This window comes from Myxococcus sp. CA040A (assembly GCF_013336725.1).
Lineage (GTDB): Bacteria > Myxococcota > Myxococcia > Myxococcales > Myxococcaceae > Myxococcus > Myxococcus llanfairpwllgwyngyllgogerychwyrndrobwllllantysiliogogogochensis.
Genome location: NZ_JABUMR010000005.1, coordinates 258,221 through 271,673, shown reverse-complemented (window position 1 = coordinate 271,673; position 13,453 = coordinate 258,221). Strand labels below are relative to the sequence as shown.

10 protein-coding genes are annotated in these 13,453 nt (G+C 69.8%); 4 read left to right on the top strand and 6 right to left on the bottom strand.

Features of this window, described 5'->3' with window-relative positions; genetic code table 11:
- Positions 1–22 precede the first annotated feature (22 nt).
- The 4 genes from HUA75_RS22990 to HUA75_RS22975 all read left to right on the top strand — a co-directional run bounded on the left by HUA75_RS22990 (position 23) and on the right by HUA75_RS22975 (position 5,995).
- Positions 23–412: a BlaI/MecI/CopY family transcriptional regulator gene (locus HUA75_RS22990; RefSeq protein WP_174487628.1), complete on the top strand. Its 390-nt coding sequence runs from the start codon at positions 23–25 to the stop codon at positions 410–412.
- Entirely contained in the window at positions 412–2,013 is a 1,602-nt protein-coding gene (locus HUA75_RS22985) for a M56 family metallopeptidase (protein ID WP_174487627.1), read from the top strand. Before HUA75_RS22990 ends, HUA75_RS22985 begins: the two co-directional genes overlap by 1 nt.
- Positions 2,014–2,467: 454 nt before the next feature.
- Complete coding sequence (locus HUA75_RS22980; RefSeq protein ID WP_174487626.1) at positions 2,468–4,414, top strand: erythromycin esterase family protein; 1,947 nt, start codon at positions 2,468–2,470, stop codon at positions 4,412–4,414.
- 168 nt (positions 4,415–4,582) lie between these two features.
- Positions 4,583–5,995: a hypothetical protein gene (locus tag HUA75_RS22975; protein WP_174487625.1), complete on the top strand. Its 1,413-nt coding sequence runs from the start codon at positions 4,583–4,585 to the stop codon at positions 5,993–5,995.
- A gap of 90 nt (positions 5,996–6,085) precedes the next feature.
- Here HUA75_RS22975 and HUA75_RS22970 read toward each other — a convergent pair whose 3' ends face one another.
- From HUA75_RS22970 to pru, 6 genes are all read right to left on the bottom strand, one after another.
- Positions 6,086–7,300 (bottom strand): HAMP domain-containing sensor histidine kinase, encoded by a 1,215-nt coding sequence (locus HUA75_RS22970; RefSeq protein ID WP_254627716.1) that lies wholly within the window; start codon positions 7,298–7,300, stop codon positions 6,086–6,088.
- Positions 7,301–7,507: 207 nt separating this feature from the next.
- Positions 7,508–9,184 carry an isovaleryl-CoA dehydrogenase gene (locus tag HUA75_RS22965; protein ID WP_141645243.1) on the bottom strand — a complete coding sequence of 559 codons (1,677 nt, stop codon included), beginning with the start codon at positions 9,182–9,184 and terminating at the stop codon, positions 7,508–7,510.
- A 146-nt stretch (positions 9,185–9,330) separates the two neighbouring features.
- A complete protein-coding gene (locus HUA75_RS22960; RefSeq protein WP_174465191.1) occupies positions 9,331–9,795 on the bottom strand; it encodes a spore coat U domain-containing protein in 465 nt (154 codons plus the stop codon).
- Complete coding sequence (locus HUA75_RS22955) at positions 9,779–12,112, bottom strand: fimbria/pilus outer membrane usher protein (RefSeq protein ID WP_174487623.1); 2,334 nt, start codon at positions 12,110–12,112, stop codon at positions 9,779–9,781. The genes HUA75_RS22960 and HUA75_RS22955 overlap by 17 nt, the downstream gene beginning before the upstream one ends.
- Positions 12,109–12,888 carry a molecular chaperone gene (locus HUA75_RS22950; RefSeq protein ID WP_174487622.1) on the bottom strand — a complete coding sequence of 260 codons (780 nt, stop codon included), beginning with the start codon at positions 12,886–12,888 and terminating at the stop codon, positions 12,109–12,111. The genes HUA75_RS22955 and HUA75_RS22950 overlap by 4 nt, the downstream gene beginning before the upstream one ends.
- Before the next feature lie 18 nt (positions 12,889–12,906).
- Positions 12,907–13,434, bottom strand: a complete 528-nt coding sequence (gene pru / locus HUA75_RS22945) for a fruiting body spore coat protein U (protein ID WP_174456400.1) — start codon at positions 13,432–13,434, stop codon at positions 12,907–12,909.
- Positions 13,435–13,453: the final 19 nt, after the last annotated feature.

Below are 13,453 nucleotides of genomic sequence, written 5' to 3'. Positions count from 1 at the left end.
ACTGACGTCGTACTTAGGTGGCATGACGACGGATGCCATTCCCACGGACGTGGAGCTCGCCATCCTGGGCGTGCTGTGGAAGCGCGGTCCCAGCACCGTGCGCGATGTTCACGAGGCGCTCGGGCGGGAGGACGGCAAGAGCGCGGGCTACACCACCACGCTCAAGCAGCTCCAGGTGATGTCCGCCAAGGGGTTGGTGAGCCGTGACGAGAGCTCGCGCAGCCACGTGTACGTCGCGAGCGTCGCGGAGGGCCGCACCAAGCGTCAGCTGGTGAAGGACCTGCTCGACCGCGTCTTCGGGGGCTCCTCGGGTGCGCTCGCCGTGCAGGCGCTGTCGCTCAAGCCCGCATCGAAGGAGGAGCTCGAGGACCTGCGCCGGTTGCTGGACGCGGACAAGAAGGGGGAGAAGTGATGAGCCCCGTCTGGCTGATGGCGGAGTGGGGGCGAGGCGTGGCCCTGTGGCTGGTCCATGGCGTGTGGCAGACGAGCGTCGTGGCCCTGGTCGCGGCCGCCTCGCTGTGGTTGTTGCGGCACCGCTCGGCGCGGGCTCGTTATGCGGTGGGGTGTCTGGCCCTGGCCGCGCTCGTGCTCGCGCCCGTGGTCACGTTGCTGCTGTCGTCGCCGGACTCGGTTCCGGCGCCGCTGGAGGTTGGAGCGAGCGGGCGTGTGACGTCCATCGTCGAGGACTCCCAGGCCCTCGCGGGAGTCTCCCTCCCGAGCCCGACGTTCCAGGCGGCGACGGAGCCCGTGGCCTTCGACATCCCGTGGCCCATCGTGCTGGGCGGTCTCTGGTTCAGCGGGGCGTGTGTGGCGCTCTTGCGCCTCGCCCTGGGCTGGTTGCGGATGACGCGGCGACTGGTTCGCCTCGCGGGGCCGGCCTCCCCGTCGATGCGCCTGACGGTGTCGCACGTCGCGGAGCGGCTGGGCCTGCGCCGTGGGGTGGAGGTGCGGGAGTCCTCTGTCGCGCCCTCTCCGTTGGTGCTGGGGCTGGTGCGGCCGGTGCTCGTGCTCCCGTGCGGCGTGGATGCGCGACTCACCCGGGAACAGTTGGAGGCGGTGGTGGCACACGAGCTGACGCACGTGCGGCGCCATGACACCGTCGTCAACTTCGTGCAGTGCCTGGTGGAGGCGTTGTTCTTCTTCCATCCGGCGGCGCGCTGGCTGTCCAGTCAGGTGCGACTGGAGCGAGAGCACTGCTGCGACGACGCGGCCGTGGGCTTCTGTGGTGATGTCCGCGTGTATTCCGGCGCGCTGCTGGGGCTCGAGGAACTGCGGCAGGAGGGCCCGATGCTGGCGCTGGGCGCGGGTGCACGGCCGCTCGCGGCGCGGGTGCGGCGGCTGCTGGGGCAGTCGCCCGTGTTGGAGGTGCCTCGGAAGGCCCGGCTCGTGGGTTTCGTCGGTGGCGTGCTCGCGACGTTGGGGGTCTCCGGCGCGGCCTGGGCGTGGGAGGTGCCGCTGGAGATGTCCCTGCCTCCGCGGTCCTCGCAAGGGCTCGCCACGGCGGTGTGCTCCCGCGTGGTCTATCCCAAGGACTTCACCGCCGTGGCCTCCTACCGGAGCGACGGGCGCACCTTGCGCAGCCGCGTCTTCGTCTCCCGCTGTGGGCGCATCCGACTGGAGTCCGAGAATGGGTCCTCGGTCCTGGTGCTCCTCTATGACATCAACGCCCATGAGCAGGTGACCCTGGATGTCAGGGCGCGCACCTTCGACGTGATTACCGACGATGGGGACCTGGGGCTTCCGCTGCACCTTCCTGGCGGTTGCACGGAGAATCAGGCGGGCTGTGTGCTCCAGGGGGAGGACCTCGTCGAGGGACGCCTCACCCGACGCTGGCACCGGAGCCACGCTCCGCATGACACGTTGACCCAGTGGGTGGATGCCGAGCTGGGCTATGCCATCCGTGAGGAGTCCGACCTCTTCGGCTCGCTCACTCTTTCGGACATCCAAGTCGTCGAACCGGTCGTCACGCGCTTCGTCATCCCGAGCGACTTCCTGGCGGACGCTTCGCCGTAGCGGTCACCGTCGGCGGTCCGCTGCGAGCGGAGAGATGAGCGGGGGAGTTCTGTTCCCCGCACCCGACTTCATCCGAGCACTCGCGCGCCGTCGCCGGTTGTCACCGGTGAGCGCCTCCTCCCAAGGAGGCCCGCGCCCCGCTTCATCGTGATGCCCCTTTGCGGCGGACGTGCCGGGGCTCGTGCGCCCTTCGCGTCGCAGCCGCACTCCCGTCGTCCATCCCGAGGTCGATTCACGTGGGGTGTGCTGGGCCTTCTGCGCCCTTCTCGTCCCGGCCGCACTCCCGTCGTCCATCCAGAGGTCACTTCACGTTGGACGTGCTGGGGCTCGTGCGCCCTTCGCGTCCTGGCCGCACCCCCTTCGTCCATCCCGAAGTCACTTCACGTTGGACGTGCTGGGGCTCGTGCGCCCTTCGCGTCCTGGCCGCACCCCCGTCGTCCGTCCCGAGGTCCGCATGAAAGTCCTTCGCCTGCTGTGCCTGATGCTTTCCCTCGCGTGCGCCGGCTCCGGCACGCCACGTGTCCCGGCCCCTTCGGTCGCTCCCTCCGAGAAGGCAGCCCCCGCTGTCGCCACCGTCACGGTGGACGGCCGGGTCCGGAGCGCCACGAACACGCCCGTGGAGGGCGCCGTGGTCACGCTCGTTCCCGCCCGTGAGGACTGGAACCCGGACGTCTCACCCCCGGCGGCGCGCATGCGCACGGGACCGGATGGCCGCTTCCACTTCGCTGACCTGCCTCCTGGCCCGTACGGCCTCACTGTCAGCGCGACCGCGCACGAGGCGGGCTTCCTCATGGACGTGAAGCTCGCGGCCGGCGAGGCCCCGCGCGAGCTCGACGTGGTGCTCGCTCCGCCAACGCAGGTCCTCCGAGGGAGCGTGAAGTCGGAGTCGGGCAAGCCGCTCGCGGGCGTGTGGCTGCTCCTGGGACGCTACAGCGATTTCCTGGGCGACATGCTCTACGTCCAGACGGATGCGAGCGGCGCCTACGAGGTGGCCCTGCCCGTCGGCGGGTATGGCGCCGCCGTCCACGCCGAGGGCTTCATGCCCATGGGGCGCTCGCTGGAAATCGCGGTCAACAAGTCCGTGACGGTGGCGGACTTCACCGCGCTGGCGCTCCCGGAGACCACGCCGCCATCTCCGGAGGTCGTGTCGTGGGTGAAGCAGTCCCTGGTGCCGCTCACTTCAGTGGAGGCGGGACATGGGTTCGCCGACCTGCAACCGTTGAAACCGTGGCTCACCGAGGCCCGCATCGTGGCACTGGGTGAAGCCACACACGGCACCCGCGAGTTCTTCCAGCTCAAACACCGGATGCTGGAGTTCCTTGCCACGGAGCTGGGCTTCACCGTCTTCGCGATTGAAGCCAGCTTCGGAGAGGCGCTCGCGCTCAACGAGTACGTCCTCACCGGCAAGGGCGACCCGGCGAAGGGCCTCGCGGGCCTCTACTTCTGGACCTGGGACACCGAGGAGGTGCTCGCCCTCATCCGGTGGATGCGCGCCTACAACGCCGACCCGCGCCACGCCAGGAAGCTCAAGTTCTACGGCGTGGACATGCAGGCCACCGCCGCCTCCTCGCGGGCCGTCCTCGATTTCTTCGCCCAGGTGGACCCCGCCTTCCACCAGCGACTGGCCGGGCCGATGGCGCCGTTCCTCGACACGCGGCAGGGCCCCGAGCTTCGCCAGGTGGAGACCGGCCAGGTGCTCGCGGGGCTCGTCGCGGACATCGAGGCCCGCCTGCGTCAGCTCCCCCCACGCAAGGCTTCCGCGAAGGCCCAGGCGCTGGTGGCTCGCCACGCGAGGGTGCTCGGTCAGTTCGCCGAAACCGTCGTGGGCCAGCTCTCCGATGACAACCTCCGGGACCGGGCGATGGCGGAGAACGCACGCTGGATTCTCGAGCACGAGGGCCCCGAGGCCCGGATGGTGCTCTGGGCGCACAACGGTCATGTCGCCGCCACGGGCCGCAACGCGGTGACGCCCATGGGGCAGCACCTGCGCGAGGCCCTCGGTCAGCAACTGTATGTCTTTGGCTTCGCCTTCAATCAGGGCGCGTTCCAGGCCGTGCATGTGCCGAGCGAGCCGAACGAGCCGCGACGGGGTCTCACCGCCCACACCCTCCCTCCCGCGGAAATCGGCTGGCTCGATGGAACGCTCGCCCAGGCTCAAGTGTCCGCGTTCGCGCTCGACCTGCGGAGCCTGCCGCGCGGCGGCGGCGCGGCGGAGTTCTTCATGCAGCCCCGGTACACTCGCAATTATGGTGCCGTCTACAGCAAGGCCATCCAGCCCCGGTCCATCCGCGCCGCGTCCGCCTATGACGGGCTGCTCTTCGTGGACCACACCCAGGCGGCGGTCTCCACTCCCACCGGCAGGCGCCAACCTCCAGGACAGCAGGCGCAGGGCGCGCCGTGAGGGCACGCCCGCCCTTGTATCGAGCCCCTTCCATGACTTTCTTTCGGCATGTCTCGCTTTTCATAAGACTTCCGTGAGGCCGTCTCGTTGATGCGTTGCATGGAGCGAGTACGGCTCCGGTCCGACGGGCAGGGGTTCGTCGGACCTCATCGACGGGGAGTACGGGTCATGCTGAAGAAGCTGGTGGTTTCGTGGATTCTCCTGGTGGGCAGCACGACGCTGTTCGCCGCGTGTGACAACGAGCAGAAGAAGGCGGAGGTCATCGACTCGCACGGCTCCGGAACGGTGGTGTTGCTCATCGAGCGCGAGACGGGCGAGGGCCCCTATGTCGAGGGGACGCAGGAGCGCTTCAAGGTCACCGCCGCGGGTGAGGTCTTCAAGGCCGTGCGCTGGAGCGCCAACGCCGGCGTCGTCGCGGCCGAAGCCGAGCGCGTCACGTGGACGCTGCCGAAGGAGGGGACGGCGTCCCTGTCCGTCTCCGTGGAGACGGAGTCGGGGAAGACGGCCGAGGGCGCGTTCAACTTCAACGTGGTGGCCTCCGCCGTCGTCGTCCCGGTGACGGGGGTGGACGCGGGGCCGGACGTGACGGGGGTGCTCTGCGAGCTGGCTTTCGACAACGCCGGCAAGGGGCACCTCGTCTACACGAACGAGACCCACCGGGGGCTGTGGTACGCGACCTGGGACGGCACGACGTGGACGACGGAGCAGATTGATGGCCCGGGCTTCAACAACGGCGGCACCTACGTGTTGAACTGGAACATCGCCCTGACGCTGGACGTGGCGAGCGGGACGCCGCACGTCGTCTATCTCAAGGGGCCGGGCCTGCCCGGCACGACGGCGGCCAACTGGCGGATGAACTATGCCACGCGCGTCAATGGCAGCTGGGTCCGCGAGGAAGTCGAGCCCACCAACCGCACGTCCTATACGCGGGTGAGTGTCGCGCTCAATCCCAACCAGGGCCTGCAGCCCACCGTCGTCTTCAGCGATGGCTCGGCCGGGACGGGAGTCCGCGTCGCCACCCGGATGGCGCCGGGCACCTGGGGCATCGCGCAGCACAACATGTCGATCCTCATGGGCGACGTCAACTTCGACGCCTCGGGCACGCTGTACATCCCGTCCAATGCGAACTCCAGCTCGGATACCTACGTGAGCGTGAGGCCCGGCGCGGCCACCGACCGCACCCGTCTGGACGGTGTGACGCTGGAGAACACGTTGTGGCTCTCCGCGGTCTGGGGGCCGAGCCAGCACCTGCTGCTCCTGTCCAGCGGCGGCGTCGACGGCGCGAGGAGCGCTCTGCAGGACATCACGGTGAAGTCGCCCATCACGTCCAGCACCCTGGCCACCTCGCCGGTCGACTTCGAGAACGACTCGAACGACATGACCTACGGCGGAGGCAAGGTCTTCATCGCCCAGCGCCATGGGACGAAGCTGGAGCTCATCACCCCGGATGCGCGGGGTTTCTGGACCTATACCCAACTGGGCACGGTGCAGGAGGGCTCACGTCCGAGCGTGGCGGTCCGCCCGACGGACAGCACGCCCCACGTCTGCTACCAGCGCGACGGCAAGGTGAGCTTCCAGTAGCGGGCCCCACCTTCACGCCCGTCCGGCGCCAGCCTCGACCGAGGGCTGGCGCATCGGGGCCTTGGTGTCGCGGGAAGACGCGCTCGCCGCTCAGGCGCGGGTGCTCATCCCCGGGCCGCCCGTCGTCGGCAGTCTCTTCATGGGAATCCGGAGGGTGAAGGTCGAGCCGCGCCCCAGCTGACTCTCCACCTGGATGGTCCCACCATGGGCCTCGACAATCTGGTGGGTGATGAAGAGGCCCAGTCCCATGCCGCCGTAGTTGCGCTCGGAGACGGCGCGCACGAAGCGCTCGAAGATGCGGTGCTGCTGCGTGGGGGCGATGCCGATGCCCTCGTCCTGCACGGTGAGCACCACGGTGGTGTCGTCGGCGCTCAGGCTCAGGCGGATGGGCTTGCCCGCGCCGTACTTGATGGCGTTGGTGACCAGGTTCGTCACGGCCTGGTCCATCCGCCGCCGGTCCCACATCCCCTCCAGGCTGGTGGGGACGTCGAGCTCCAGGCGACACCCCGCGGCGGCGGCCTGGGCCTCGTAGCGCGTGGTGACGTCCCGCACCAGGGCGGACAGGTCCATGCGCGCCGGCTCCAGCGGGAGCCTGCCCACGTTGATGCGCGACACATCCAGCAGGTCATCGATGAGGTCGGCGAGCTTGCGCACCTGACCGCTCGCCGCGGCGAGCTCCCGGGCGAGTCGTCCGTCCGCCACGAGCGCTTCGGGGTTGCTCTCGGCGGTGCGGCGCATGGCGGACAGCTTCAACTGGAGGGGCGTGAGCGGCGTCTTCAGCTCGTGTGAGGCCACGGACAGGAACTCGTCGCGGGCGTGCAGGGCCTCGCGCAGCCGCTCCATCTCTCGCGTCTCCTCGGCGTGCTTGCGCTGGGTGAAGTCCCGCGTCACCTTGCCGAAGCCGCGCAGCTCTCCCGTCTCATCGAAGAGGGCGGTGATGACGACGTTGGCCCAGAACCGCGTCCCGTCCTTGCGGATGCGCCAGCCCTCGTCCTCGAACCGGCCCAGCCGGATGGCGGACTCCAGCTCCCACTCGGGCTTGCCCCAGGCGACGTCCTCGGGCGGGTAGAAGCGGCTGAAGTGCTGGCCCAGGATTTCCTCGGCCAGGTAGCCCTTGATGCGCTCCGCCCCCAGGTTCCAGCTCGCGATGTAGCCGCGTACGTCCAACGTCAGGATGGCGTAGTCCGTGACGCTGGAGATGAGCAGACGGAGCTGGTCCTCCGTGTCCCGACGGGAGTGTTCACCTCTCGAGTAGGTGATGGCTCCGTTACCGGAGTTCAGAAGGTGGTCGTGGTTGTCGCCCAAGGTGCCCCGCTTCCAGCCACCTAGGAGAACACGCAATTGTCGCCATGCAAGCGGCTGTCTCACCCTTTCGTCCAGTAGACGAAGGCGCCACCTTCCCCCAGTGGCGATGGGCGGGGCGGAAGCCTCCCTGCCCGGCGGTGTGGGCCGGGACAGGGCGTACGGGCAGGCAAGGGGCCCGACTTCCAGAGGGCGCGCGCGTCGCCCAGGTCAGCTCACGGCGCCTTCGCTGAAGGCTCGCTCGATGAGGGCCTTCATCGGGGCGTGGGCGGGCAGGGTCCCGAAGCAGTTGCCGTGCGCGCCTCCGAGCCGGGACTCGCAGAAGGCATCGGCGACCTGGCTGTTTCCGGCGCGCAGCAGCAGGGAGGCCTGGAGCGCCAGGGCGAGCCGCTCCACGACGAAGCGCGAGCGCGTCTCCAGCGTGGCGGTGTCCGAGAAGTCCTTGGCGATGCGCGCCAGCTCCGCGTCGAGCGCGGGGTGGCCGCCTTGGGCCGCCATCAGCTCCTGGAACAGGGCCTCGCGGCTGGCGGGCTCTCGGGTGGCCGCGCGCAGCACGTCCAGGCACTGGATGTTGCCGCTGCCCTCCCAGATGGAGTTCAGGGGCGCCTGCCGGTACAGCCGCGCCAGGTTGGACTCCTCGACGTAGCCGGCGCCGCCCAGGCACTCCTGCGCCTCGTTGACGAAGGTGGGGGCGCGCTTGCACACCCAGTACTTGCCCACGGCGGTGGCCATGCGCGCGAAGGCGGCCTCGCGCTCGTCGCGGTGGCTTGCGTCCACGGCGCGGGACACGCGCGCCGTCAGCACGGTGTGGGCCTCCGACTCGAGCGCCAGGTCCGCGAGCACGTTCATCATCAGCGGCTGTTCGATGAGCCGCCGGCCGAACGCCTTGCGGTGCCGAGCGTGGTGGATGGCCTGCACGAGCGCCTGACGCATCAGGCTGCTGGAGCCAATCATGCAGTCCTGCCGCGTGAGGGCCACCATCTCCAGGATGGTCGCCACGCCCCGGCCTTCCTCGCCGACCATGAAGGCCACCGCGCCCTGGAACTCCACCTCCGAGCTGGCGTTGCTCCAGTCGCCCAGCTTGTCCTTGAGCCGCTGGATGCGGATGGCGTTGCGCGTGCCCTCCGGCGTGAAGCGCGGCAGCAGGAAGCACGACAGGCCGCCCTCGGCCTGGGCCAGGACGAAGAAGGCGTCGCTCATGGGCGCGGAGAAGAAGAACTTGTGCCCCACGAGCGCGTAGGGATTGCCCGGCCCCTTCGCGCCCAGTTGGTGCGCGCGCGTGCTGTTGCTGCGCACGTCGGAGCCGCCCTGCTTCTCCGTCATGCCCATGCCAATGGTGACGCCCTTCTTCTGCTCGGAGGGCTGGAAGCGCGAGTCATACGTGGTGGACGTGACGAGCGGCAGCCACTTCTCCGCGAGCCCCGCGTGTGCCCGGAACGTGGGCACGCACGCGTACGTCATCGTCAGCGGACAGCTGGTCCCCTGGTCGGCCTGGTTGTGCAGATAGGAGAGCGCCATCCGCGCGACGTGGGCACCGACCGTCTTCTCGTGTCGCCACGCGAAGTTGGGGATGCCGTGGGCGACGGCCGCCTCCATGATGCGGTGGTAGGCCGGATGGAACTCCACCTCGTCCAGCCGGTTGCCATAGCGGTCGAAGGGCTTGAACTTCGGCTTGTTCTCGTTGGCGGTGAAGCCCAGTTGCATCAATTCGCCGCCCGCGAGCGGGCCGTACTTCGCGATGTCCGCCTCCGCCCAGCCTCCGCCCTCGCGTGCCACGGCCTCGCGCAGCGGGAGGTCTGTCTTCCAGGCGTCGTACACCAGGGGGGGCGCCTGATTGGTGACTTCATGGGTGACGAAGGTCGTCGCGATGGGGTCGGAAGAACTCATGGTGCGAGGATAGGCGAGCGGCCCAGGCTCCGCGAGCGCAACGTCCGCGCCGGAGCGCCTCCCCGGGCGCATGCCCTGCGTCCCAGCGACTCCTGGAGACTCGCACGCCTGTGTGAGCACGGGGGCATGGGGACGCCGCTCGCGGGTCAGAAGGTCACTGTCACCACCAGCGTGTCGGAGTAGCTGCCCGCCGCCACGCTCTGCTGGGCGGGGACGCGGCCGTGGATGGGGACGGTGATGTCCAGGCCCAGCAAGGGGAGGACCGGGCCATAGCGGGACGTGCCGGACAGGCCATTGCCCCAGATGCTCAGGCGGGTGGCGTCCAGGTAGAGGTTGTAGGCGAGGGTGCTGGAGGACGGGCCCTGCATGCGCCGGAGCGCGTAGTTGTTGGAGCCGCCCTGGCTCAGGTCGATGGTGACGGGGGTGAGCTGGATGATGGTGCACCGGAAGGTGATGCTCCCGGTGGTGTCGAGCGGCAGCGTGGAGGTGGGGGTGTAGTTGAGGAAGCGCAGGCCCACGACGTTGCGAATCTCACACGCCGCCCGGGCGCTCGCGGAGGTCAGCCCGCACAGGCCCGCCAGCATGAGCGCCAGGTCACCGCGCATCCTCATCCACGCACCTCACCGTTCCCAGGTCGATGACCTCGCCCGCCAGGGATGGGACGTCCAGCGTCGCGGCGCAACGTCCCCCGGGGTAGATGACGGTGGCCGTGTGTTTGCCGGCGGGGAGGTCCACCAGCTCGAACTCGCCATTCCTGCCCACGGGGGAGCTGACGCGCGCACCCGCGACGTCGACTTGAAGCTCGCCATGCGCGGGGGTCCGCCGGGCCGTGTCGTCGGCGAGCACCAGCCGGCCTCGGAACGCGCGCACCCTGTCCACCTGGAAGTCGAGCACCACGCCGCCGCGCCGCCACGGCGCCACCAGCTTCTGCGTCGTCCGCAGATAGACCTCCAGCGGCAGGTCCTCGTCCGTCAGCGACAGCCGGTTGGCCCCGTAGGACTGGAGCCGCGTCACCATCAGCTCGCCGCGCGAATCCGTCCGGCCGATGAGGTGGTTGTCGAGCCGCACGCCGATGCCCTCCACGCCCTCCACGCGTACCAGCGCATACCCCTGGTCCACCGCGCGGGTGGGGCGAACGCGGCCACCGAGCGCCACCAATCCACCGGAGACCTCGGCCGCGGCCACCAGCACGCCCTGGCGCCACTCCAGGCCGCCCGAGGCGCGGCCCACGTTCGTCTCGTAGTCGACGCGGCCGAGGGCCTGGTGGTGAAGGCCCGTCTGCCCCTGGACCTGGAAGCCCAGTCCGCCTTCCACGGGGACACCGCGCGAGACATCCACCGAGGTGATGCCTCCTCCCCGGTTCTGGGTGTGGCCCAGCGAGCCCGTCGTCCTCGGGTCGAGGACGGCGTTCAGGGACACCATGCCTTCCAGCGTGGAGGGGCCCAGGAGCAACTGGCCTCGGCTGGCGGAGAACGAAATCAGGGTCCGCTCGGTCAATTGGGCGGAGGTGGACGCGCTCAGCCAGGTGGACCAGCCGCGTGTCCTCCAGCGCGTCACCAGCGCCTGTCCGCCCACGCTCACCCGACGGCCCAGCGCGACGAAGAGGTTGCCCCCCGACTCCACCAACGGGTGTGCCGCGTCCGGGGCGAGGCTGCTGTGGGCATAACGCGCGCTCATCGCCCGGCCGAAGACGGACCCTCCCAGCCACCGCCCCTGGACGGACCAGGCCGCGCCGGCCGCCACGCCGGTGTGTCGCTCGGAGCGACTCACGGCCTGGGACACCTCCAGTTCTCCGAGCGGCAACTGGAACCACTGCACCGCGCCGGTGCTCAAGAGGTCCGGTGACAGCTCCAGCCGCACGCCCGGCGTCAGCCAGGACGTCACGCCCATGCGGAAGGTGCCCAGCAGCAGCGGTCGTCCGTAGTCGAAGCTGCGCGTGCCGGGCGACTCGCGCTCGACGCCCAGCGACAGGTGGTAGTCCGCCACGCCGGGCGACAGCAATTGCGCGCCCAGCGAGTACGACGCATCCACCTCGCTGACGCGTCCGAAGGCGTCGCGCACCACGTAGCGCGCGGTGCCTTCGCCCCGGGGCACGGTGAGGTTCTCCAGCCGGTAGGGCCCTGGTGGCAGCTCGGTGCGACGCACCAGCCGGTTGTTGACGTAGACCTCCAGCGTGGAGGGCGTGGTGACGTCGCCCGCGAGGTCCTGCACGGGGTTGCGCACGAAGTAGGGGTTGAGCTCGAAGGAGCGCATGACGTGCAGGCCCGCCACCACCGCGCCCCCTCCGAGCACGCCGCCCAGGCCGGTGGCCTCACCCGCGAGGGCGCGCACCATGACCTCCGGAAAATCCACCGACAGTTGGGTCAGTCCGCGCAGCGGTGTCGTGCCAGGACTCCACCGCCCCTGGGTGGTCAACAGGCCCCGGCCCACCGACGCGCCGACCTCGCCGAACAGCGCCAGCCGCGTGTTGCGCAGGTGCGCGGCGTAGTTGATGAACCCGCTCGGGCTGCCGGTGACGGCGTAGCCTTCGGGGGGCGCGGTGCCCAGGTCGATGCGCGTCGGCACGAAGGCGGTGGACGGCAGCTCGCAGTGCAGGGAGGTGGTGCGCTCGTCGAGCTCGAAGCGGCCCCGGGGTGCCAGGGATTGCAGCGAGACATAATCCTGACCCTCGATGCGCTCCAGGCGCGCCCCCAGCCGCGTCAGGTCGACCCCGTTTGCCTCCAGTGTGGCCGCGGGCAGCAGCACGTCCGTGCCTCTCACCAGCGGGAAGACGTCACCTCGGGGGACGCCGTTCAGCGTGAACTCCACCACGATGGGAACCACGCGCTCGGGCTCGTCCGAGGACGCGCGCCAGGGCACCAGGCTGAAGGCGCACGCCAGCGCCAGGGCCAGCGCGCCCCGGGCCGCCGACTTCTGGAATCGGCTCATGGCGACGGCGTGGGTCCACAGGGCGCGGCGGCGGTGACGGGGGCGCTGTGGCGGAACACGCCCCGGTCCGTCTCCACCTCCACTTCCAGCGAGCGGATCCGCTGGCAGTGCTCGGCGGAGGTGTCGAGCGCGAACACCTGCGAGCCGCCCGGCAGCACGTACCAGCCCACCTGGTCCTTCTCCACCAGTCGCTGGCCCTGGGCATCCAGGCCGCGCACCCGCGTCTGACGGATGAAGAAGTTCACCGTGCCCGGGTTCCTCACGCGGAAGTGGAACCGGGACTGGCGCAGGTCCACGTCCTCGACGCGGCCCTGGACGTCCTTGTGCCTGGGCGCGACGAATACGGGGAGGGAGACGCGGGTGAGAATCTTCAGGCCCATGGAGGGCTGCACCGGCGCGAGCGGAGGCAGCTCCTCGACGATGAGCCGGAAGGCGCGCTCCGTGTCTCGCGGCGCCGAGGAAATGCCCACCCGGATGGGGCGGGATTCCCCCGGCTCCAGCGTCAGCATCGACGGGAAGAAGAACAGCTCCCGCGTCGGCTCCAACGTCATGCGCCCTTCTTCATCCTGGACCCAGGTGTGGACCGAGGCCTGGAAGCGCGTGGTCTCCGCGCCCTGGTTTCTCACGGTGACCACCACGCCCCGGGCTCCGGTCTCCAGCTCGAGCCGGACGGGATTGACCTCGAGCGACGCGGCGTGTCCCGCCCCGGGAAGGACCCCGCTCAGGACGGCCATCAATCCCAGACATCGGGACCAGGCGGAAGGACGGATGCGCATGAGAGGGAGGTCTTTCCGTTAGAAGGTGATGGTGGCGACGACGGTGTCGTTGTAGGTGCCGGAGGGAACGTTCTGTCCCCTGGGCACGGTGCCGAAGACCGTCACCGGCGTGGACAGCCCCGTGCCGATGTACGGCAGGCCCGTGCCGGGCGTGTTGCCCCAGACCACCAGTCGCGTCAGGTCCTGGTACAGCGAATAGGACAGGTAGTCGGTGGACGTCGTGTGCAGCATCCGGCGCAGCGGCACCGCATCCGTGGAGCCCGTGTTGGCGTGCGCGCCCTGGCCCAGCGTGACGACCGCGGTGCTCAGCAGGGTGCACTGCACCGTCAGCGTCCCGGTGCCGAGAAGGTCCACGCCCGCGCTGCCGTTGAGGAGCACCGGGTCGTAGTTGCCGAAGTTGAGCGAGCCGGAGTTGATGCTGCACGCGGAGTTCACCGTGGCCGTCACCGTCAGGTTGGCGGTGGCGGTGGCCGCGTCTGCGGGAGACGCGACGGCGAGGGAGGCCGCGACGGCGGTCGCGGCAATGGCACTCTTCAGGGTTTTCATGTGGACAGCTCCAGCTGCG

Bases quoted from the DNA above. Each gene is read 5' to 3' on its own strand.
- HUA75_RS22975 (WP_174487625.1), top strand. From the start codon at position 4,583: ATGCTGAAGAAGCTGGTGGTTTCGTGGATTCTCCTGGTGGGCAGCACG.
- HUA75_RS22990 (WP_174487628.1), top strand. From the start codon at position 23: ATGACGACGGATGCCATTCCCACGGACGTGGAGCTCGCCATCCTGGGC.
- HUA75_RS22965 (WP_141645243.1), bottom strand. From the start codon at position 9,184: ATGAGTTCTTCCGACCCCATCGCGACGACCTTCGTCACCCATGAAGTC.
- pru (WP_174456400.1), bottom strand. From the start codon at position 13,434: ATGAAAACCCTGAAGAGTGCCATTGCCGCGACCGCCGTCGCGGCCTCC.
- HUA75_RS22960 (WP_174465191.1), bottom strand. From the start codon at position 9,795: ATGAGGATGCGCGGTGACCTGGCGCTCATGCTGGCGGGCCTGTGCGGG.
- HUA75_RS22950 (WP_174487622.1), bottom strand. From the start codon at position 12,888: ATGCGCATCCGTCCTTCCGCCTGGTCCCGATGTCTGGGATTGATGGCC.
- HUA75_RS22955 (WP_174487623.1), bottom strand. From the start codon at position 12,112: ATGAGCCGATTCCAGAAGTCGGCGGCCCGGGGCGCGCTGGCCCTGGCG.
- HUA75_RS22985 (WP_174487627.1), top strand. From the start codon at position 412: ATGAGCCCCGTCTGGCTGATGGCGGAGTGGGGGCGAGGCGTGGCCCTG.
- HUA75_RS22980 (WP_174487626.1), top strand. From the start codon at position 2,468: ATGAAAGTCCTTCGCCTGCTGTGCCTGATGCTTTCCCTCGCGTGCGCC.